This window comes from Lentzea sp. CC55 (assembly GCF_021056325.1).
In the GTDB taxonomy this organism is placed as follows: domain Bacteria; phylum Actinomycetota; class Actinomycetes; order Mycobacteriales; family Pseudonocardiaceae; genus Lentzea; species Lentzea jiangxiensis.
In genome coordinates this window covers 203363-223335 of sequence record NZ_JAJCXE010000013.1, presented here as the reverse complement: position 1 = coordinate 223335, position 19973 = coordinate 203363, and the positions used below count along the sequence as shown (strand labels likewise).

22 protein-coding genes and 3 pseudogenes are annotated in these 19973 nt (G+C 69.3%); 13 read left to right on the top strand and 12 right to left on the bottom strand.

The annotated features are described in order from the left end of the window. Position 1: 1 nt before the first annotated feature. Positions 2-1594, bottom strand: a complete 1593-nt coding sequence (locus L6E10_RS09030) for a CdaR family transcriptional regulator (RefSeq protein WP_236218664.1) — start codon at positions 1592-1594, stop codon at positions 2-4. Positions 1595-1836: 242 nt separating this feature from the next. Between L6E10_RS09030 and L6E10_RS09025 the strand changes: the two genes are divergently transcribed. Continuing rightward, on the top strand, positions 1837-2004 hold the full coding sequence (locus tag L6E10_RS09025) for a hypothetical protein (protein WP_374236165.1): 168 nt from the start codon (positions 1837-1839) through the stop codon (positions 2002-2004). 250 nt (positions 2005-2254) lie between these two features. Then, positions 2255-4114 (top strand): hypothetical protein, encoded by a 1860-nt coding sequence (locus tag L6E10_RS09020; RefSeq protein WP_236218663.1) that lies wholly within the window; start codon positions 2255-2257, stop codon positions 4112-4114. 385 nt (positions 4115-4499) lie between these two features. Here L6E10_RS09020 and L6E10_RS09015 read toward each other — a convergent pair. Then, a pseudogene (locus tag L6E10_RS09015) lies at positions 4500-4674 on the bottom strand (IS701 family transposase); the annotation flags it as partial. Positions 4675-4967: 293 nt separating this feature from the next. On the opposite strand from L6E10_RS09015, the gene L6E10_RS09010 reads away from it, so the two are divergent. After that, entirely contained in the window at positions 4968-5522 is a 555-nt protein-coding gene (locus tag L6E10_RS09010) for a DUF4232 domain-containing protein (RefSeq protein WP_236218661.1), read from the top strand. Positions 5523-5536: 14 nt separating this feature from the next. Here L6E10_RS09010 and L6E10_RS09005 read toward each other — a convergent pair whose 3' ends face one another. After that, a complete protein-coding gene (locus L6E10_RS09005; RefSeq protein WP_308102726.1) occupies positions 5537-5800 on the bottom strand; it encodes a hypothetical protein in 264 nt (87 codons plus the stop codon). A gap of 115 nt (positions 5801-5915) precedes the next feature. Here L6E10_RS09005 and L6E10_RS09000 point away from each other — a divergent pair. Next, a pseudogene (locus L6E10_RS09000) lies at positions 5916-6075 on the top strand (ectoine hydroxylase); the annotation flags it as partial. 102 nt (positions 6076-6177) lie between these two features. Here the strand turns inward: L6E10_RS09000 and L6E10_RS08995 are convergent. Beyond that, positions 6178-6414, bottom strand: coding sequence for a hypothetical protein (locus L6E10_RS08995; protein WP_236218658.1), 237 nt, complete (start codon positions 6412-6414; stop codon positions 6178-6180). Between the two features lie 405 nt (positions 6415-6819). Between L6E10_RS08995 and L6E10_RS08990 the strand changes: the two genes are divergently transcribed. Both L6E10_RS08990 and L6E10_RS08985 read left to right on the top strand, forming a co-directional pair. Beyond that, on the top strand, positions 6820-7881 hold the full coding sequence (locus L6E10_RS08990) for a glucose 1-dehydrogenase (protein ID WP_236218656.1): 1062 nt from the start codon (positions 6820-6822) through the stop codon (positions 7879-7881). Further along, a complete protein-coding gene (locus L6E10_RS08985; RefSeq protein ID WP_236218654.1) occupies positions 7878-9659 on the top strand; it encodes a glycoside hydrolase family 15 protein in 1782 nt (593 codons plus the stop codon). The genes L6E10_RS08990 and L6E10_RS08985 overlap by 4 nt, the downstream gene beginning before the upstream one ends. Before the next feature lies 1 nt (position 9660). Here L6E10_RS08985 and L6E10_RS08980 read toward each other — a convergent pair whose 3' ends face one another. The 4 genes from L6E10_RS08980 to L6E10_RS08965 all read right to left on the bottom strand — a co-directional run bounded on the left by L6E10_RS08980 (position 9661) and on the right by L6E10_RS08965 (position 11320). Continuing rightward, a complete protein-coding gene (locus L6E10_RS08980; RefSeq protein ID WP_236218651.1) occupies positions 9661-9846 on the bottom strand; it encodes a hypothetical protein in 186 nt (61 codons plus the stop codon). Positions 9847-9893: 47 nt separating this feature from the next. Next, positions 9894-10307 (bottom strand): four-helix bundle copper-binding protein, encoded by a 414-nt coding sequence (locus tag L6E10_RS08975; RefSeq protein WP_236218650.1) that lies wholly within the window; start codon positions 10305-10307, stop codon positions 9894-9896. Beyond that, positions 10304-10534, bottom strand: coding sequence for a hypothetical protein (locus L6E10_RS08970; protein ID WP_236218648.1), 231 nt, complete (start codon positions 10532-10534; stop codon positions 10304-10306). Before L6E10_RS08970 ends, L6E10_RS08975 begins: the two co-directional genes overlap by 4 nt. Before the next feature lie 303 nt (positions 10535-10837). Next, a complete protein-coding gene (locus L6E10_RS08965) occupies positions 10838-11320 on the bottom strand; it encodes a MarR family winged helix-turn-helix transcriptional regulator (protein WP_236218646.1) in 483 nt (160 codons plus the stop codon). Positions 11321-11442: 122 nt separating this feature from the next. On the opposite strand from L6E10_RS08965, the gene L6E10_RS08960 reads away from it, so the two are divergent. The 3 genes from L6E10_RS08960 (at position 11443) to L6E10_RS08950 (ending at position 13428) form a co-directional block, all read left to right on the top strand. After that, positions 11443-12207 carry a copper chaperone PCu(A)C gene (locus L6E10_RS08960; protein WP_236218644.1) on the top strand — a complete coding sequence of 255 codons (765 nt, stop codon included), beginning with the start codon at positions 11443-11445 and terminating at the stop codon, positions 12205-12207. 355 nt (positions 12208-12562) lie between these two features. Next, entirely contained in the window at positions 12563-12952 is a 390-nt protein-coding gene (locus tag L6E10_RS08955) for a hypothetical protein (protein ID WP_236218642.1), read from the top strand. Between the two features lie 173 nt (positions 12953-13125). Continuing rightward, positions 13126-13428 carry a hypothetical protein gene (locus L6E10_RS08950; protein WP_236218640.1) on the top strand — a complete coding sequence of 101 codons (303 nt, stop codon included), beginning with the start codon at positions 13126-13128 and terminating at the stop codon, positions 13426-13428. A 6-nt stretch (positions 13429-13434) separates the two neighbouring features. Here L6E10_RS08950 and L6E10_RS08945 read toward each other — a convergent pair whose 3' ends face one another. From L6E10_RS08945 to L6E10_RS08930, 4 genes are all read right to left on the bottom strand, one after another. Then, positions 13435-13917, bottom strand: coding sequence for a MarR family winged helix-turn-helix transcriptional regulator (locus L6E10_RS08945; RefSeq protein ID WP_236218638.1), 483 nt, complete (start codon positions 13915-13917; stop codon positions 13435-13437). 32 nt (positions 13918-13949) lie between these two features. After that, entirely contained in the window at positions 13950-14369 is a 420-nt protein-coding gene (locus L6E10_RS08940) for an SRPBCC family protein (RefSeq protein WP_236218636.1), read from the bottom strand. A 291-nt stretch (positions 14370-14660) separates the two neighbouring features. Then, the gene (locus L6E10_RS08935; RefSeq protein WP_236218634.1) at positions 14661-16025 is read right to left on the bottom strand and encodes a cell wall metabolism sensor histidine kinase WalK; all 1365 of its coding nucleotides are present in this window, start codon (positions 16023-16025) and stop codon (positions 14661-14663) included. Continuing rightward, positions 16025-16708 carry a response regulator transcription factor gene (locus L6E10_RS08930; protein WP_236218632.1) on the bottom strand — a complete coding sequence of 228 codons (684 nt, stop codon included), beginning with the start codon at positions 16706-16708 and terminating at the stop codon, positions 16025-16027. The genes L6E10_RS08935 and L6E10_RS08930 overlap by 1 nt, the downstream gene beginning before the upstream one ends. Positions 16709-17436: 728 nt before the next feature. Between L6E10_RS08930 and L6E10_RS08925 the strand changes: the two genes are divergently transcribed. The 4 genes and pseudogenes from L6E10_RS08925 to L6E10_RS40235 all read left to right on the top strand — a co-directional run bounded on the left by L6E10_RS08925 (position 17437) and on the right by L6E10_RS40235 (position 19914). Continuing rightward, the gene (locus L6E10_RS08925; protein ID WP_236218631.1) at positions 17437-18060 is read left to right on the top strand and encodes an NAD(P)-binding protein; all 624 of its coding nucleotides are present in this window, start codon (positions 17437-17439) and stop codon (positions 18058-18060) included. Between the two features lie 563 nt (positions 18061-18623). Next, positions 18624-18908 carry a DUF3040 domain-containing protein gene (locus tag L6E10_RS08920; RefSeq protein WP_236218629.1) on the top strand — a complete coding sequence of 95 codons (285 nt, stop codon included), beginning with the start codon at positions 18624-18626 and terminating at the stop codon, positions 18906-18908. Positions 18909-18967: 59 nt separating this feature from the next. Beyond that, positions 18968-19108 (top strand): annotated as a pseudogene (locus L6E10_RS41160) (universal stress protein); the annotation flags it as partial. Further along, positions 19057-19914, top strand: coding sequence for a universal stress protein (locus tag L6E10_RS40235; RefSeq protein ID WP_308102722.1), 858 nt, complete (start codon positions 19057-19059; stop codon positions 19912-19914). The pseudogene L6E10_RS41160 and the gene L6E10_RS40235, both read left to right, overlap by 52 nt. Positions 19915-19973 lie beyond the last annotated feature (59 nt).

Here is a 19973-nt window from a genome sequence, read left to right as displayed (position 1 = left end):
GTCAGCGGTCCGGCGGCCACAACCGCAGCTGCAGCATCGCCGCGAACCGCGCGTTCGGGTCGCCCAGGTCGATCCCCCCGACCTCCGACAACCGCCGCAGCCGGTACCGGAACGTGTTGGGGTGCACGAACACGGTGGCGGACGCGGCCGCCACGTCCCCGAACGCGTCCAGCCACGCGGAGAGGGTTTCGACCAGGCACGCGTTGTGCTTGCGGTCGTACGCGATCAGCCGCGCGACGGGCCCGGTCAGCGCGTCCCCGCGTTCGGCGATCAGGTCCGACAGCTCCAGCAGCAACCCCTCGCTGTGCACATCGGACACCCGCGCGACCGGACGTGAGGCACGTCCGGCCCGCAACACCCGCAGCACCAGGTCGGCGCCGGCCCGCGAGCGCGACAGCGTCAGGCCGCCCGACACCTCGCCCACGCCGACGAGCACCTGGTTGCCGATGCGGGTGCGGAAGTCGGCCGCGATCCGCAACGCCCGGTCCTCGGACCCGGCGGGCAGGATCGCGTAGGCGACGTCACCGATCAACGCGGCCGCCGCGCGCGGGTGCACGGCCGTGAGGTGCATGGCGAACGCGTCGGAGACCTGCTGGCGTTCGGCGAGGAGACGGGCGTGGGCGGCCGGGTCGTCGCCGTGCGAGTGGGCCAGGGCCAACGCGAGCACCACGCACGCCTGGTCGGCGAGTCCGAGACGCCGGACCGCCTCCGCCGCGCCCGGACCGCCCTCGACCGCCGTCGACACCAGGTCGGCGCGCAGCCGCCGTTCGACGTCCGCGCCCGCCCGCTGGCGCATCATGTGCAGCGCCACGAGCTTGGCCGCGTCGCGGAAGGCCGCGGAGCTGTCGGGCGAGAGCGGGGAGCGGACGGCGGCCCAGATCGAGCCGAGGAACTCGTCGCCCGCGCGGACCGCCACGGCGACGCGCGGCAGGCAGAACGTGCCGTCGTCGGCGGGCAGGCCCTCGATGGTGACGGGCTCGTCGCTGCGGTAGAGCTGCTGGAACACCCCGCGCGCCTCCAGCTGCCGGGAGAAGCGCGCCGGCACCTGCCTGCCCAGGATCGTCTCGACGCGCGACGCGTCCGCCTCGTCCTGGCGGCCGGAGAACGCGAGGACGCGCGAGCTGCGGTCCTCGATCGTCACCGGGGCGCTGATCAACGACGCCACGGCGTTGGCCAGCGCGAACAGGTCCCCGGCCGGCACGCCGCCGAGGGTCTCGGACGGGTCGACCTCGCCCTCGGCGAGCAGCGAGCGCAGCATCGCCGCGAGCTGGTTCCACGACGCGCCCGGCGCGAGGCCGAGCAGCGCCACCCCGGACCGGTCGACGGCCGCGGCGACCTCGTCGGTCACCACGACCGGGCCGCGCACGACGAGCGCCGCCGCGTCCTGCTCGCCCAGCAGGTCGAGCAGCCCGGCCGGCTCGCGCACGCCGACGCCCAGCACCAGCGCGGACGGCGGCAGCGCCTGGTCGTCGTCCGGGTCGTGGATCACGACGCCGCCGATGTGCGCGGACCGGCCGGGGTCGCCGCGCACGAGGTCGATCAGCGTGGTGCCCAGGTCGTCCAGCACGCGGGTGAGGCCTGTTCGCGGGCTCATGTCCACCACCCTGCCCACCGTCTACAGAGGAATCCACTCCGTCTTCACTGGTTGAAGCCTACTGGCGCACCGGCGTGTTCAGGCTGGTCAGGTGTCCTGTCGGGCTCTGGCCCGTAGTCGGTGGTGACCCGCGGGCACGGCGGCTGGTGTGCCCGGCCCCGGAACTGCCCGCGGAGAGGACCGCACTCGCCGGCCTGGTACGCGGCTTCGCCGCACTGCTGACGCCAGCCGCGGGTGGCCTCGTGAAGCTCACCGAGTGGGTCGCGCAGACTCGCGCCGTCGATCTGCCACATCTGCAGAGTCCCATCAAAGGCTTCGAGATGGGTCGGTCTACTGTGGACGGTACCGTCACCTCGCCTTGCCGCAACGGCCGCACCGAAGGCGTCAACACCCGCACCAAAGAACCATGAGACAGATGCACGGTCGCGCAGAACCGACCTGCTCCGCCACCACATCCTCCTACCTCACCGCTACTGCACGTCACCACCGACCACGAGCAGGGCCGTTCGTTTGACAGACCCGGCCAGACCGCGATCTTGACCTCTCGACGTCCCCAGGTCGCTGCACATCGCACGACGCGCCGGTGGATGCGGCCAAGGGAGAAGGTCGAGTCCGACTGATCGCCGGTATGGCCGAACGGGGGTACGGCAGAATGGTCGTGTGGAGCCTTACGAGGTGCGCAACGAGCTGTACACCGATCAGGTGAGTGCTCCGGTGGTGCAGGCCGGTGAAATCCGCGGTGATGTGCACGTGCACGCTTCTGGCGGCACGTTGCTCGACCTCGCGGCTCATGAGCTGGCAACGGCCGTGCGCCGGCAGTGGACGGCGGAGGCGGAGAACCGGGCCGTGCGGCAACCGGCGCCGCTGCGGGTCCGGTTCTGGAGCACGACCGGCAGCAGGCAGGGACCTGTCAGGGGAGACGTGCGGCAGGTCGTCTCGATGTTCCGCGACCTCCCGTGCCGGCAGCTCGTCGTGCTCGGCGAGCCCGGCGCGGGCAAGACGGTCGCAGCACTGCTGTTGACGTTGGAGCTGCTGGAGAATCCGCGCCGCGGCGAGCCGGTGCCGATCTTGCTGGCTGCGGCGTCATGGGATCCGACGGCCGAACACTTCGACGCCTGGGCGATCCGGCGGCTCACAGAGGACTACCCGGCGCTGGGCGACATCCGTGCGCATGGTCGGGACGCCGCCGCCCGGCTGGTGGCGGAGGGCCGCGTGATGATCGTGGCGGACGGGTTGGACGAACTGCCCGCACACCTGCACGCGGCAGCGCTGGACGGTGTGAGCAGGGCCGCTGGGATCCGTCCGGTCGTGCTGACGTGCCGCAGCGACGAGTACCACGCGGCGGTGGCGAACTTCGGCACGTTCCTCAGCGGTGCGGCGGTGGTGCAACTCGCGCCGGTCCCCGTGGAGGCCGTCGCCGCGCACATCGCCGAGACCCAGCTCGACGCGGACACGAGGTGGCGACCGGTCACCGACGTGCTGGTCGCAGAGCCGTTCGACGACGTCGCGGAGGTGTTGTCGAGTCCGCTGATGGCGTATCTGGCACGCACCGCTTATTCGCCGCCAGGGACTGAACCCCGTGAGCTGCTGACCTTTTCGACACGGGAAGCGGTCGAGCGCCATCTGCTCGGCGCCTACGTGCCAACGCTCTACGGACCCCGTGTCGATGTCGTCGACACGTATCGGCCGCGGCGGCGAACCTCCAGGTGGCCGGTCGAGCACGTGCTGCGCTGGCTGACCTTCCTCGCGAAGTGGCCGGGCCAGGAGTTCGCGTGGTGGCACCTGGCGCTGGCCATACCGCGCTGGGCCACCGGCGCGGCGGTGAGCCTGGTGGTGCTGATGATCGGGTGCACGCCGCTCCTGTGGGACGGACGGCAGAGCCCGTGGCCGGCGCTGGTGACCGCGGCGATCGTGTTCGTGGCGATCACCTCGCGCAGCAGGCCGATCGCCCCCACGCGGCCGACCGTGACCCGGTTCAGTCCACACCACCTGTTCCGCACGATCACGTGGATCGCGGCACCCGTCACCGCGGCAGCCGCCTGCGGCGCGGCAGTCGGTGCTTTCGGGCAGACACCGCTACACGCCGTGGAGCTTCCAGCCGCGGTAGGCGCCGGCGTTCTGACCTGGATCGGTGGCATGGCGTCCGCCGAGAGGTTCCGCCCACGTGGTGTCACGCTGCTCGACAGCCGGATCCTGCTGCGCGAGGACCGGAACCTGTGCGTTCTGTGGCTCGTCCTCGCGGCAGCGGCTCATGCGATGCTGCTCCACAGCAACAGCTATTCCGTTGTGCCCTTGCTGTTCGCGGTCGTTGTCGGATGCGTGGCCGCCGCCGGGCGCACGGCGTGGATGTCGTACCTGGTCGCCAGGGCGTGGCTGGCACTGAGGACGGAAGTCCCGTGGCGGCTCATGACGTTCCTTGACGACGCACGCCAACGTGGTGTCCTGCGGGCGAACGGTCCTGCCTACCAGTTCCGCCACGTCCGCCTGCAGGAGCACCTGGGTGGTCCGCGGCGGGTGTGATCGGCTGCCGGTAGCAGAGCCGGACGGCATCACACCGTTCTGGCCCGCAGGCTGTAGAAGTGCTGCGCTGGCGCGACACCAGCGCTCGCCCTCTTGGCGTACTGGTCGCGCAACGCCGCGCACGAGTCCGCATCCGCAGCAGGGCGCCAACCCGTGCGAGATCGTTGTGCACGGGGCCGGGGCAACTCGCATGACTGGGCGACCTGAGCCGGAAATGTGGCTGGCTGTTCCACGTGGGCAGTGGGCTACGGCACCCGGATGAACGGTGCCGCGCCGGTAACAGCAGAGTGTGTTCGGTTGGAGTGCCCATGATCCGAAGACGTACTTGGTGACCACGCCGGCAGCCCACGCTGAGCCGCGCCGGGCTGTGGTGCAGGCCGTCGACCTGCAGATCGTCACGGACACCGTCGACGTCCCGGTCCGCCCGCCGCGACAACCGCTGCATCCCATCCGGCGAGGCTTCACCAGCCCGCTCAGCCGGTGTCCAGCCGTTCTTGCGCTCCAACCCGTATCCGATCATGCAACCGGTCCAGCTCCGCCACAGCAACATCGACCACCACGCACAATGTGATCCACTGCAGAGTACGCAAGTGCCGTTGCAGTACGAACCCACCGCGTTCGTTCGCCTCCGCGACAGTTCAAAGGACGCGACGGACACGAGCACACCGCTGACGCCCTGCCCGAGTCGCGCCGGCGGAGGAGTCCTCGCTGAACACGATCGGGTGTTGCGACCTTGCGATTGTCCGACGGCCGGGAAAAGGGCGGATGGCCGGGTACACCCGCAGCGAACCCGACGGTGAGAAGGAGCGAGCGGATGTTTCGCAGGAGTCTACGAACGGGGAAGACGACCGCAGTGTTGTCGCTAGTCGTCGTGCTGTCCGCCGCGTGCGGAACAGCCCCGGGCAGCGAGCCGGAAAGCACGAGCACCACGTTCAGCGAGTTGGCCGCGGAGGCCTCGCGCAACGCTGAGAGCGTGCAGCAGTGCTCGACCGAACGGCTGCGCGTGCACCTGGGACCGGGGGACAACGACATGCGAGGAGCCCACGTGCCGTTGCGGTTCACCAACACCTCGGCTGAGCCGTGCACTTTGCAAGGTGCACCAGGAGTCTCCTATGTCACTGAGGAAAGCGGGCAGCAGCTCGGTCTGCCCGCGAAGCGCCACACCGACGGACCGGTGGTGACGGTGAAGCCAGGCGAGACGGCGTCCGCGGCCCTGTTCCTGTCGAGCGCACCGCACAAGACGCCGGGCTGCGAGCAGGTGCAGGCAGGCGGGTTGCGCGTCTACGTGCCGAACGGCATCCAGCCGCGGTTCGTCGGTCATGAGGGCACCGCGTGCGCGGCGCCGCTCGAAGAACCTTCCCTGGAGGTCGGTCCGGTCCGGCCGGGAGCCGACAACACCCGGATCTGAGGAAACGGCCCCGGTCAGGTCTCGTCGCACAACGAGTGGAGGAATCTCCAAGTGCGTTCGTGCTGCGGCGCGTCGAACAGTTCGGCGGGAGGTGCCGACTCGACGGTCCGGCCCTCGTTGAACATCAGCACGCGGTCGGAGATGTCTCGCGCGAACCTCATCGCGTGGGTCACGCGGAGCATCGTGACGTCGGTGGACCTGGCGACGTCACGGAGCACGTCGAGCACCTCCGCGGCGAGGTTGTGGTCCAGCGCCGACGTGACCTCGTCGAGCAGCACCTCCGGCCAGATAGCCAGCGATCGCGACGCATTGCCGTTGCCACTGGAGAGGTGAGCGGGGTTAGGCGTCGAGCTTTTCCGAGAGCCCGTCATCTCGGCCAGTTCCCGTGCTCTCGAGCAGTTCACCGTCCCGGCCGGGTCCGCGTGATGTTCGACGGCAAAAGCATGCACGGCTCGGCAGCGACATCACGCCGTTCGCCTGGTCGAACATGTTCCTGGTGTTCAACAGCGTGGAGAACGCGCTCGTCGAACCCTCCGCCGCAGCAAGCCAGCGGCTCCTGACAGGAACCGGGAGGTGGAGGCCTTTCCCCCATCTCCCGGTCTCGTCCGTCTCGTGCCCGGCGCTCTCGGTGGCACCCGGAGGTCGCGGGCGCAAGTCAGCTACCGGTCTGCCCGGCCCCGGCCTCGCAGAGGGATCCCAGGCGGTGTTGGGCGAGGTGGTGCAGCATTTCGCCGAGCGCCTCCGGCACGATCTGCCCCTCGAGGTCCTGGCGTGCGTCGAGCACCGTCCTCGAGACGACGGGCCTGGGCAGCACGCCGCTGAACTCCGCGGCGAGCCCGTTCGTCACCTCCATCACGTGCCGGTCGGTCCATTCGACCTCGGCGGTGGTCATCCCGTTCCTCCTCACCTCTTCCTGCACCTCCCATCGTCCGCGAGTCCGGCCGAACACCACCTGACGAGTCACTGACGATCCTTGCCGTGGGCAACAGTTGCGGGAACGCTGCTCGTTCTGCGGGATGCAGGGCATCCTCACGATCTACCTCTGCGACTCCGCGGTCGAAGGCGGTGAGCGGCTTCGGCCGCTGCCCGGAGGATCGCATCCCGCGCGTGGTCGGAGCCGTCGAAGCCCGCTACGACGCCGCCTCGGCGGCCGTGCTCTGCGAACGGGTCGGCAGCAGACCCACATGTCACACCTCGAAACTCGCGGTATTCGTGCTCTGGAGAAACGTTGGAGAGACGCAAGGTGGGCAACCGGCTCCTCGGTGGTTGACCCGTGGCGAGCTGGGTAGGCAGTGGCATGCGCGCACTCACGGTCATTCCCGAGAAGCCCGGCAGCCTGGAGGTGGTGGAGCTGCCCGATCCGTCGCCCGGCCCGGGCGACCTGCTGGTCGAAAGCTTGTCGGTCGGCGTCTGCGGCACCGACAAGGAGATCGTGCGCGGAGACTACGGCAGGGCTCCGGAGGGAGCCGAGCGGCTCGTGCTCGGTCACGAGTCGCTCGGACGTGTGCGGGAAGCGCCGCAAGGGAGCGGCTTCACCGCGGGGGACTTCGTCACCGGTTTGGTGCGCCGGCCTGATCCTGTTCCCTGTGGAGCCTGCGCCGCGGGCGAGTTCGACATGTGTCGCAACGGCAAGTACACCGAGCACGGCATCAAGGAGTTGCACGGGTTCGCCAGTGACATGTGGTGTGCGGAGCCCGAACGCGTCGTGAAGCTCGATCCCACGCTGGGGGAGTCCGGTGTGCTCGTCGAACCGACGTCCGTGGTCGCAAAAGCCTGGGAGCAGATCCAGCTGATCGGTGACCGGGCGTGGTTCGAGCCCGAGCGAGTCCTGGTGACCGGGGCCGGACCCATCGGCCTGCTGGCGGCGTTGCTGGGCGTGCAGCGAGGCCTGGACGTGCATGTGCTCGACAGGGTGAGCGACGGGCCGAAACCGCGTCTCGTGCGGGAGCTCGGCGCGACATACCACCACGATGACTCCGAAACCGTGGCCGCGCGCCTGCGGCCGGACGTGGTGGTCGAGGCGACCGGAGCGGGCAAGGTCGTGGTCGACGTCCTCGCCGGTACCGCGCCGTACGGGATCGTGTGCCTGACCGGGGTGTCCTCGGGTGGGCGAGTGCTGCGGTTCGACGTCGGCGCGGTGAACCGCGAACTGGTGCTCGAGAACGACGCCGTGGTCGGGTCGGTCAACGCGAACCTGCGCCACTACCGGGCGGCCGCGGAGGCGCTGGCCGCCGCCGACCCCGGCTGGCTCGGCGGCCTCATCACGCGGAAGGTGCCACTGGCGAAGGCAGAGGAGGCGTTCACCGCACAACCGGAGGACGTCAAGGTCGTGATCACACTGGACGGAGGAGCAGCATGACTGCGTCGCTGATCGAGGACTACGCCCTGCTCGGTGACCTGCAGACCGCTGCCCTGGTCGACAAGCGCGGCAGCATCGACTGGCTGTGCCTGCCGCGGTTCGACTCGCCCGCGTGCTTCGCGGCTCTGCTGGGCGACGAGGAAGCAGGCAGGTGGCTGCTCGGACCGTCCAGCGGCGCGGTCTGCACCCGGCGCCGCTACCGGGAGGACACCCTGGTCCTGGAAACGGAGTGGGACACACCCGACGGTTCCGTGCGGCTGCTCGACTTCATGCCCCCACGCGGAGAAGCAGCGGACGTCGTCCGGATCGTCGAGGGCCTGTCCGGCTCGGTACCGATGCGCACGGACCTCCGGTTGCGCTTCGACTACGGCAACGTCGCACCATGGACCCGGCGTCACGACGGCCAGCTCGTCGCGATCGCGGGACCGGACGCCGCCTGGCTGCACAGCCCGGTCGAACTGGCACCGGACGACGCCCACGCGGAGTTCACCGTCCGGGCAGGACAGCGAATCCCGTTCGTGCTGACCCACACCGCCTCTCACCTGCCGAGTCCGCAGGTCGTGGACGCGGAGGAGGCGTTGCTGGAAACCCAGTCCTTCTGGCACTCGTGGATCGGCAGATGCGACTACGACGGGCCGTGGTCGGGCGAGGTCCGCCGTTCGCTGGTGCTGTTGAAGGCCCTCACCTACGCGCCGACCGGCGGGATCGTCGCCGCGGCCACGACGTCGTTGCCCGAGCAGCTGGGGGGAGTGCGGAACTGGGACTACCGCTACTGCTGGTTGCGGGACGCGACCTTCACCCTGCAGGCACTGCTCGGCACGGGTTTCGTCGACGAGGCCAAGGCGTGGCGCGAGTGGCTGGTGCGCGCGGTCGCGGGCGATCCGGCCAAGCTCCAGATCATGTACGGCCTCGACGGCAGCCGGCGGTTGCCCGAACAGGAGTTGCCCTGGCTGGGGGGCTACGAGGGATCGGCGCCGGTGCGGATCGGCAACGCCGCCGCGGACCAGTTCCAGCTCGACGTGTGGGGCGAGGTCCTCGACGGCCTGCACCTCGGACGTCAGGCGGGCATCGCGGTGACGGACACCGCCTGGGACCTCCAGCGCGCGTTGCTCGACTACCTCGAGGGTCATTGGGACGAGCCGGACAACAGCCTGTGGGAGGTGCGCGGACCACGACGGCACTTCGTGCACTCGAAGGTCATGGCGTGGGCTGGGCTGGACCGGGCAGTGCACACCGTGGAACACCACGGGCTCGACGGCCCTGCCGACCGCTGGAGGTCCGTCCGCGACGAGATCCACCGCGAAGTATGTGAACGCGGCTACGATGCCGAACGCCGCACCTTCACCCAGTTCTACGGTTCATCCGGTGTCGATGCGGCGCTGCTGCTGCTTCCGCGAGTCGGATTTCTCCCCTGGAAGGACGAGCGCGTCGTAGGAACGGTCGAGGCGGTGCAGGAACAACTGTCCTGCAACGGTTTCCTCCTCCGATACCACGTCGACTCAGATGGCGGGGTCGACGGACTCCCTGGTACCGAGGGCGCATTCCTCGCGTGCAGCTTCTGGCTGGCGGACGCTCTGCACGCCATCGGTCGCACCGAGGAGGCCAGGCAGCTCTTCGAACGGCTGCTGTCACTGCGCAACGACGTCGGGTTGCTCAGCGAGGAGTACGACGTCACGACAGGTCGTCATGTCGGGAACACACCGCAGGCGTTCAGCCTGGTCGGCCTCATCAACACCGCGCGCATGCTCTCCGGTGCCCAGACGAGCACGGCGCGGTGACTCAGCGCCCGCTGATGCTGAACAGCAGCACTGTGAACGGCACGGCCGCGGCGCTGGCGGCGATCGCCACCAGCACGATCCACGGGACGTCGTACCGGTTGTCGGCGTACGCGACGAAGCCGGTGAGGAAGGCAAGTGGGACCAGCGCGAACAGCAGACCCGCCCTCGTCCGGGGCTCGACCTTCATCCTTCGTCTTCTCCTGCCGCGGGAGCACCGCGACCACCCGCAACGCCTCAGCCGAGTGAGGCGAGCAGGTCCCTGCAGGCTTGTTCGCACTTGCGACAGACCTCCGCACACACCCGGCAGTGCTCGTGATGGCCCGCGTGCTGAGCGCACTCGTCGCCGCAGGTCTTGCAGGCCGTGGCGCAAGCCTCGAGCAGGGCACGGACGATGGTGGCGTCGTACTCGGTGTGTCGCGACAGCACCCGTCCCGCGGTGCCACAGATGTCCGCGCAGTCGGCGCAGGAACGGATGCACTTGCGCAGCATCGGCAGTTGGTCGTCGGGCTCGGACAGGCAAGCGTCCGCGCAGGCCGTGCAGGCTTGAGCGCAAGCGACGCATTCCTCGACGCACCTCACGAGCGCCGCCTGATCGACTCGGCTCAGGTCAGCCGGATGGGTTTCCGGCATCTCGGACACGACGGTCATGGACGAGCCTCCTTCTCGAAGTGTGTGTCGAATCCAGTGGCTTCTCCGCTCGTGCCGAGCCGATCGCCGCGTCGGCGTGAGCGGCGGCGCGTCCCGACCACGATGCCGGTCACCAGACCGGCGGTGGTGACCGCCACCAGAGCGATGTAGGCGTCGTTGGGGCCGCGGTCCACGGCCACCCACAGCAGGCCCAGCAGGAACGCGACGCTGGTCAACCCCGCCGTCACCTTCGCACGGTGGAGTGACGCGCTCTCACCGTTCGGGGCGCTCACCGCTCAGTCTCCGGCATCGGGGCCAGCAGGTGCTCGCCGGTGTTCTCGATCATGACCTCTCCTCTCGGGTGGCCTGTCTTCTCCCGCCTACCCCGAATCGGAGGTCATCACCACCCCTCAGCCAGAACAGCGAGGTTGCAACGTTTGGTACATGCAACTGTTGCATCGGCGTTGTACTGGTAACGGCTTGGTCGCGCGAGGTGGGTCACGAGGATCGTGCGGTACCCACGGGGAGTGGGCACCGACTGGAAGACGAGGTCAGATCCAACCCAGATCGCCACCGTTCACCGGCGGTTCTCCGCCTGCGGTGGTGAAGGCGTTGAGCGCGTCGACGAGACCCTGCCGCTGGTCTTCCGGCATTCGCTCGACGATCTTCCTGATCGCGGCGCGGCGCCGGCGGGTGACGTCACGGACGAGTTTGCGGCCGGACTCGCTGAGTTCGATGACGACCTCGCGGCGCGAGGCGGGGTTCGGCTGGCGCGCCACCATCTCCAGCGCGAGCAGTCGGTCGACGGTCCTGGTCGCGGTCGACGGGGTGACGCCGAGGTGGTCGGCCAGCGCCGTCAGCTTCATCGCGCCTCTGCTCTGCAGCACCACGAGCGTGCGGAACTGCGGCAGCGTGATCGTGTCGCCGGAAGCCGCGATCGAACGCGCGGACACGGCGACGAGCAGGCGCGACGCCGTGAGCACGGCGTCGGCGAGTGCGTCGACGCCACTGGAGCCGACCTTGGACCGAGTCATGGCTCAGTTCTACCCCACCGGCGGTCGGTCGCCACCGAGACGAACCGGCGGCCGCCACGACCATCCACTGTGGATCGGCGTGAGCGGGCGGCGAAACCGGACGAACCACGTGAGGAGAGATCATGCCGTCAACAGGGATCGTTCGAGGAGGATTGATCGCGGCGGCGGTGCTGCTGGCCGTGCCGGCTGCGGGGTGTGGCGAGCCGCAGAAGGTGCTGGAGAGCGGAACCATCGGCACCAACGCCGACTTCGGCGACATCCAGCTGCGCAATGTCCACCTCCGTCCGCCCGACGGCCACGCTTTCCGGCCCGGTGACGACGGCGTGGTCCGCCTCGCGTTGTTCAACCGCGCCGACCACTCGGACGCGCTGGTCGACGTGCGGACGCCGGTCGCGGCCGATGTCGAGATCTTCTGGGACCGCGACTGCGACGGTGCGGGGGAACAGGTCGAGCGGCTGCCGCTGGGGGCGGACGGCGGGGTCACCGGTGCAGCCGGTGACGAGCTCGCCTACCACCTGCGCCTGGTCGACTTCTCCCAGGAGGTCCTCGCGGGGACGACCGTGCCGGTCACGTTCGAGTTCGACCGAGCGGGGGAGACGACCTTGGACGCGGTCGTGGAGGCGTCGGGAGATGGGGACGCCAGCCTCCCGCCTTCCTGCACACCGGACCCGATCAGCCTGACCGGCGTCGTGCAGAGCGGTGTGGAACCGGGTTGCGTGCTCCTGAACGCCGATGACGGCAGGCAGTTCCTGCTCCTCGGTGGAGATGCCGAGGTCCTGCGGGCAGGTGCTGAGGTCACGGTCGAAGGCACGGCCGCACTGGAGAAGCCGACCACGTGCATGCAGGGCATCCCACTCCGCGTGACCAGTGCGGAAGTGACCGGATGAGTGGTGGGCGAAGTCGGGTGGCACGTGGAGGTGGTGAAGCGGGCGGATGAGTTCCGCGCCGAGGCTATCTGACCGACTTCTTCGGCCCGGTCACGAGGCGGTGGCGCGCATGGGACCGCTGTCCGAGTTGGAGCGCCGGCGCGCCCCATCGGAAGCACCACCTCCGTCACCGGGCGTGGACGGCGACGAAGCGAACTCAGCGCCGCGACGTACGCGGAGATAGCGGGCGGGGTGATCAGTTTCCTGCGTGGTGACCTCCCGCCGGCTCCGCGACGGAGCCGGGTCACCGATCCGGTTCGATCCGACGACGGAGGCGCTCGAGCGGGTCGATCGCGGGGTCCGCGTGCTGCTGCCGATGGCACACGTCGAGATGGACGGTTGGTACCGCGATCGGGCTGTGCTGGTCGGAGATGCCTGTGGTGCGGTGTTGTTGTCCGCAGGTCATGGCGCGTCGCTCGCGATGACCGGGGCTCACGTGCTGGCCGGAGAACTGGCGGACGGCGACGTCGCCGAGGCGTTGGCGCGGTACCAGGACCGGACGAGGCCGCCGGTGGTGCGCACACAGGAGTTCGGCAGGCGGTTCACCGAGTGGACGGCACCCTCGTCGAGGTGGCGCATCGTGCTGCGTGACTGCATGTTCAGGCTCGCGGCTCTTCCGCCCGTCCGGACCCGGATCCTCACCTCCGTGCTGCCGCCGATCGGTGACGTGCTGGATCGCCGGCGACTTGGCCGCATGCCGTCCTGAGACGGTGCGATCGGGTACTCGAAGGCAGGACGGCCGATGTTGCGACCTCCCTACGAAGTGCGAAAGCGATCGGCTGCTCGCTTGTCAGGCGCAAGGATCGCCCTGTGCGTGAAGAACGACGCCGACGGACCGAAGCCAGAGCAGGAGCCTTCACGCTCCTCGTGGGGGTGTGGTTGATCGCGGCTCCGCCACTGCTCGACTTCGAGGCCTCGCAGCACCTCTTCCGGCCGTACTGGTTGCCGCTCGGCCTGGCGGTGGTGGTCATGCTGATCGGGATGGTGCGCGCGTTGGCGCTGTTGGACGTACCTGGCCTGCGCACGGTGAGTATCGGGCTCGCGGTGTCGCTCGTCGCGGCGGCCTTCCTGGTGGACGCCGGCATCAGTTCGGCGGTGCTCGTCAACCAAGTGGTGGCTGGAGCCGCGGTCGCGGTGGTGTCGCTGGTGGTGGCCGCCGATGGCGGCAGGCGGCTGGGGTGAGCCCGGTCAGATCCAGCCGAGGTCGGCGGCGGTCACCGCGGGCTCGCTGCCTGCCTCGGTGAACGCGCTGAGTGCTTCGACGAGACCGCGTCGTTCGCGTTCCGGCATCTTCGCGACGATCCTGCCGATCGCCGCACGACGGCGCCGGGTCACGCTGCGCACGACCCGGCGGCCCTCGTCGGTCAGTTCGGTGACCACTTCCCGGCGCGTCGCCGGGTTGGCTTGACGTGCGATCATGCCGGTCGCGACGAGGCGGTCCACCATCCGGGTGACTGTGGAGGGGTTGACGTCGAGGAGCTCGGCCAGGGAGCTGAGCTTCATCGTGCCTCTGCTGTCGAGGACGACGAGCATCCGGAACTGCGGCAGGGTCAGGGTTTCCTCAGTGGCCGCGAGGGAACGCGCGGACACGGCCACGAGCAGGCGTGAGGCGGTGAGCACGGCGTCGGTGAGCGCGTCGACGTCGTTCGCGCCGACCTTGGACCGGGTCATGCGACTGTTCTACCGCAAGCCCGGTGGGGTGATCACACGGCTGGTTGGTGCACCGCCTGTTTCGTATGACATTCGGCAGCTACAACGGACTCGAGAGCGTCGAGCGCTGCTTCCAGCCAGGTGTCGACCGTGCTCCGCGGTGCTCCGCGTGGACCAGTCAGCCGCACGCAGACCGCGCTGCGGCCCTCGGTGAGCCGCAGGACCTGAACGGTGCCGCTGCAGCTGTTCGTGGTCTCACTGCCCCAGGTGATGCGCAGCCGCTCCCAGTCGATGGTCATCCGCCGCTCGAAGTCCACATCGGTGTGCAGGCCCGGGAACCACAGTCGGATGAGGTTGGGACCGGACAGCTCCACCTCGACGGAGTCGGGCAACCAGGCGGTGATGTTGTCGAGATCGGAGAGGACGTCGAAAACGGCGTCCGCGTCGGCGGGCACGGAACGGCTTCGGCTCAAAACGGGGTCCTTCCGGCGGATTCCGTCCATCCTCGCCCAGTTCCCCTGACCTGCTCCTGACGAGTGCCTAACGATCGCCCGTCGCGCCGGGGGAGGGTTTGAGAGCGGTCGGGGCGACAGGCGTGCTCGACGTGGTGGTTGTGGGCGCCGGTGTCGAGTGACGTCGTTGTGTCACCACCGGCGTCGGCGCTTCGTTGTGCGTGGTCGTGGTGCCCAGTGGTTCGGGCTCGTCCTGCGTGGTGACTCCACAGGCGGTGACCAGGAGGAAGACGGCTGCTGCCAGGACGGTTCTCACAGGACTGCCTCCGGAAGTTCCACGACGAACCTCGCCCCACCACCAGGACGGTCCTCGACCCACACCCTGCCGTGATGGCGGCGGACGTGTTCGGCGACGAGCGCCAGGCCGAGGCCACTGCCGGAGTCGGCGCTCCGGCTGCCCGCTCTGGTGCCGCGGGTGAAGCGCTCGAACACCTGAGCCCTCATGTTCTGCGGCACACCGGGTCCCGCGTCGTCGACCTCGATCCGGACACCGCCGTCCCGGTGCAGCACGGCGAGCCGGACCGCGCCTCCCGCGTGCTGCTCGGCGTTCTCGATGAGGTTGCCGATGACCCGGTCGAGGCGGCGCCGGTCGCCGAGCACCAGTGGTGGCGGCGGCTCGATGACGATCTCGACATCCTCGTCCAGCCGGAGGCCCGCGGCACCGCGCACCAGTCCGCCGACGTCCAAAGGCTCGAAGTCCTCCTCGTCGGCGTCCTGGTCGGCGCGGCTGATCTCCATCAGGTCGACCACCATGCGCGCGAACCTGTCGACCTCGGACGTGAGCAGTCCGAGTGCTTTGCCGGCGGTACCGGGCAGCTCAGCCTGCCGGCGCCTGAGCACGGCTGCCGCGTTGACCATCGTCGTGAGCGGTGAGCGCAGTTCGTGGCTGACGTCGCCCGCGAACCTCGCATCGCGCAGCACGCGTTGCTCCAATGCGTCGGCGGTGGTGTTGAAGGTGCTTGCGAGCGGTCCGAGGTCCGGATCGGCCTGGTCCGGCAGGCGCGCTTTCAAGTCGCCGCCGGCGATGCGCGACGCGGCCGAGGTCAGCTCGGTCAACGGTCTCAACGCGCGTCTGCTGGCCCATGAACCGAGTCCGACGCCGATCATGCCGCTCAGGACGGTTCCGGCGATCAGCAGACCGCTCAGGAAGCGGAACGTGCGGTCGAGCTGGACGAGCTGGAACAACTCCACGTAGACGCCCTTGCCGTCGGCCAGCGACTGCGCGACGGCGATGACGGGAATGCCGTCGGCCCGAAGGCGTTGCCTGGCGGGCGTGCCGTCGCGCGCCATCACGATCAACCTGCTCGGCACGACGGCGGGATCGACCTGTCGCCCGCTCGTGAGCACCTCGTCCCCCCGGAAGAGCATGATCGTCGAGTCCGGGTTGGTGGTGAGACCCGTGAGCAGCTCGGTCAGCCCATCGGAGTTGCTGCGGACCGCCTCGTCGACCAGGCGCAGGTTGACCTCGGCCTGCCGGGTCGTCGCCTGCACCCGCTGCCGGAGCATGTACTCCGAAGACAGGTTCCACGTCGCGACGGCGAGCAGACTCGTGACGAGCACGGAGCCGAGGCCGAACGCGGCGGCCACCCGCCAGCGCAGGGAGAGGCGGTGCACCATCACCTGGGTGGGCCGATCTTGTACCCGGACCCGCGCACGGTCAGGACGAACACCGGATCTTCGGCATTGTGCTCGACCTTGGTGCGCAACCTCCGGATGTGCACGTCGAGCAGCCGGGTGTCGCCGTAGTAGTCGTACCCCCACACCCGCTGCAGCAGCTGCTCCCTGGTGACGATGCGCCCGCCCGCCGCCGCCAGTTCCGCCAGCAGGCGGAACTCGGTGCGGGTCAATCGAATCTCCTCGCCGCCGCGTTGAACGACGCCTTCGTCCGGCCAGATCTCCAGGTCCTCGACGCGGTAGGAGAGGTTCTCCCTGGGGCCACCACGCCGCCGCAGCAGCGCCCGGATGCGCGCGGCCAGCTCACTGGCGACCAGAGGCTTGGTCACGTAGTCGTCCGCGCCCGCCTCCAGCCCGGCTATCACGTCGGGGGTGTCCGTGCGGGCTGTCACGATGATGATCGGCAGGTCACCCTGAGCGCGCAGTCTCCTGCAGACCTGCAGACCGTCCACGCCGGGCAGCATGAGGTCGAGCAGCACGACGTCGAACGAGTCGTTGTCCAGGCGGCTCAACGCATCTTCGCCCGAGACGGCCTCGTCCACAGTGAAGCCCTCGTCCGCGAGAGCAAGGCCGAGCGCCTGGCGGATGCGCTCGTCGTCGTCGACGAGCAGCACAGAGAAATCCATGTCCCGCTTTTCTTCGTAGGTTTCCAGTGCTGCTTCTATCACGTTGCCATGGTGACCGCATGACGACGGACATGTATGCCTTCGAAAGGAGTTCGTAAGGTTGCACAATGCACGCGTCAGGCATGCTTGTGGCCGCGGGTCGACGCCCGTGGTGGACGCGCGCCCGCGCGCTCCCGGGGAAGGTAGGACGTCGACCGACGAGGCTTGGCCGGCGTCTGTCTCTGACTACGAAAGGCACTACAAGTCGTGACAGGGATGCCCACCACCGAGCAGGGCGCGACGGGAACGGTTCTCGTGTGCGACGGGTGCGGCCGATCCCGCCGCACCACCGATTCCCACAAGTTCGCCTGGGACCTGCTGTGGTTGCAGGCCTCCCAGGCCGGTTGGAAGGGGTCTGACAGGCCGTTGGGTCCGCACTACTGCACCATCTGCGTCGACGACGGCTAGATGACGTTCGCATGGTGCGATAAGCGTGCCGTGCCGATTCGTTCGCATCCCTCCGTGTTCAGCGCGCACGGTCCTTGCCGTCTCGTCAATCCCGTGCCTGCTTCCCCGAGCGCATCGAAAGAACTCCGCAAGGTTGCACAGTGCGGGTATTGACCAGAATGGGAAGGCGGACGCCACCGGTCGGGGCGGGCGTCCGCGCCAAACCGCCACGGGGAGATCCGGGTGCCTGCCAGCACCTGGATCGGCGGTAGGCACCGCCCGCGCAAGATGAGGAACACCGGATGCGTCCACACGCCGTGCTCATCGGATACAGCGTCCGCGGACGCGTCGTCCTGAGCACATTGTTCGCCCAAGGTCACGCGACGGACTTCACCGTCATCGACTCCGATCCCGATCGCGTCGCGCAGGCCTCTGTGGACGGCATACGTGCGGTGACAGGTGAAGGCTGGCGACTGGGCGTCCTGTGGTCCGCCGGTGTGCACACGTCGGAGCACGTCGTCGTCGCGGTGACCGACGATGCCCAGGCCCTGCGCATCACCTCGGTGGTGCGCAGCCTGAACGAGGCCGCCACCATCACCACCCTGATCCGCAGTACGGAGCTCCACGAGCTCATCGAGTTCTTCGGCGCGGACCACGTCGTGACCGAGGACCGGGCAGGGGAGTGGTCGCTCGAGGTGGCGAGCGCACCTTTCGACGACCTGCCACATCTCGAGTGGGTCGTGCTCGAGCGCCCTGTTGTGGAGGACGAGATCGGCCTGCTGCCACTGGAGTGCGGCAACGACGTCCTGGCCGTGCTGCGGGATGGTCAGCGGATCTGGGCCGAGGACCCCGTTGTCGGGAAGTTGCGCGGCGATGACAGGTTGGTCGTGTTGACCGACGCGCCCGCACCGACTGACGGCTTGTGAGCGACGAGGTCCGTCCGTTGCGGTTGTCGTTGCACCGCGTTCAGGTCGTGCCTGTCGTGTTCGGTGAGCCTCACGCCAGCTGAGAACTCAGTCGCCGAGTTCTCGCCCGCGCACGCCTGATGTACGGCTTCACCATGCGTTTCCACGAGCACAGCGCTTCCACGCCACGATCGGCGTGCGGTCCGAGATGTCATGTCGCGTCCCCGACCGGCACCGGTGCACGGTCCAGCCGGTTTCGACCGCTCCACAGGAACGTCCGGCAGGCGCAAGGTGTTCGCAAGGTTTCGGCACCGCGCCGCGGGAACCCGTCAGAGGGCATGAGCGGAACGCGGGCGGGAACGAAGACCAGGTCCGGACCTACCGGCAGAGGCGGAGCGGCCGAGTCGCCGGCGTGCGGAGCCGGTACACCACCAACCGCGATCACGTCGGCGACCGGGGGCCGCGGTCATCGCCGGCTGCCTGCACCGAAAACGTCTGTGCCACGCCCTGCGAGACCGCCGTCGCATCGGCCGTGCCGAGCGGTGCGACCGGTCCGCTGACCGCTCGAACGGGAGGTACCAGAGGTGGACAGGACGACCGACCACGACGACGAGCGTCGCTTGGCCGAGATCGAGCGTGAACTGGCCGCAGCGGATCCGGCACTGGCGGTCGCGTTGAGCGCCCTGTCGCCGGTGCGCCGACCGGTGTGGCCGTGGATGGTGCTGGCCGTCTTCGGCACCGTCCTGCTGCTGCTCGGACTCCTGGTCAGCAGTGCGGCCGTCGTGTTGCTGGGCACCGGGTGCGCGCTGGCCGGTTCGTTGGTGGTGGCCAAGTCGCCCGCCGTGCAGGAGACCCGCGACAGGACGTGAGCGCGGTTCGGCTTCGGCCGGATCGGTGGCGTTGTAGGGATCACCGCACCGTAGAGCTGATGGAGGGAAGGAGAAACGTGGAGAAGCCGAACGATGGCGCGATCGTCGTCGGCGTGGACGGGACGGAGCCGTCGGAGCGGGCTGCCCGGTGGGCGGCGCGGCAGGCGGCGGTCTTCGGCGAACCTCTGCTGCTGGTGTACGCCATGCAGTGGCTGGTGCACACCCGCGCGCATCTGCACGCCCCTGTCGGCATGGGTGCGCTGGACCCCGGGCTCGACGAGGAGCCGATGCGGCGTCGGCGCGGGACGTGCTCGAAACGCTGGCCGGGCATTGCCGCCGAACGACCGGTGTGGACGTGCGCACCGAGATCTTCTCGGGTGAACCGGCGGACGCGGTGGTCCTGGCCGCGGACCGGGTGGCGTTCGTGGTGGTCGGCCACTCCGACCACGGTGGTGTGGCCGAGTTCCTGCTCGGGTCCACCGCGCAGCGACTCGCGCGGTCGTGCCCGTGGCCGGTTGTCGTGGTCCGGGACGAGGTCGCGGTCGACGGGCGGCACGACGGAGGACCCGTGGTGGTCGGTGTGGACGGGACCGAGGTCAGCCGGCGGGCTCTCCGGTTCGCGTTCGAGTTCGCCGCCCGGCATGCCGCCGAGGTGGTCGTCCTGCACGCCGCCGGCGGAGGGGCCACCTCCGTGGCCGAGCCGGTCGAGATCACCGGCGAGGAAGCGCTGGACGCGGACCGGGGCCCGGTGGGTGCCGAGCTGGCTGTCCGCGCCCGGAGGTTGCCCGGCGTCCGGCACCGGTTGACGTCCGTCGGCGGCCCTGCGGTGGATGCCCTGCTCTCCGCGTCCGCTGAAGCATCCCTGCTGGTCGTCGGCAGCCACGGCAAGGGCGCGGTGCGCCGGGCGTTCATGGGCTCGGTCAGCCACGCGGTGGTCGACAGGGCGTCGTGCGCGGTGGCGGTGCTGTCAGCGGAACCCGGGCCGAGCGGAGGGGCGAGGTGGTGACGGCCAGGTTGTGCTGTGCAAGTCGCTGTGCCGCGCGGACTGCGATGGCGTGGAGCGGT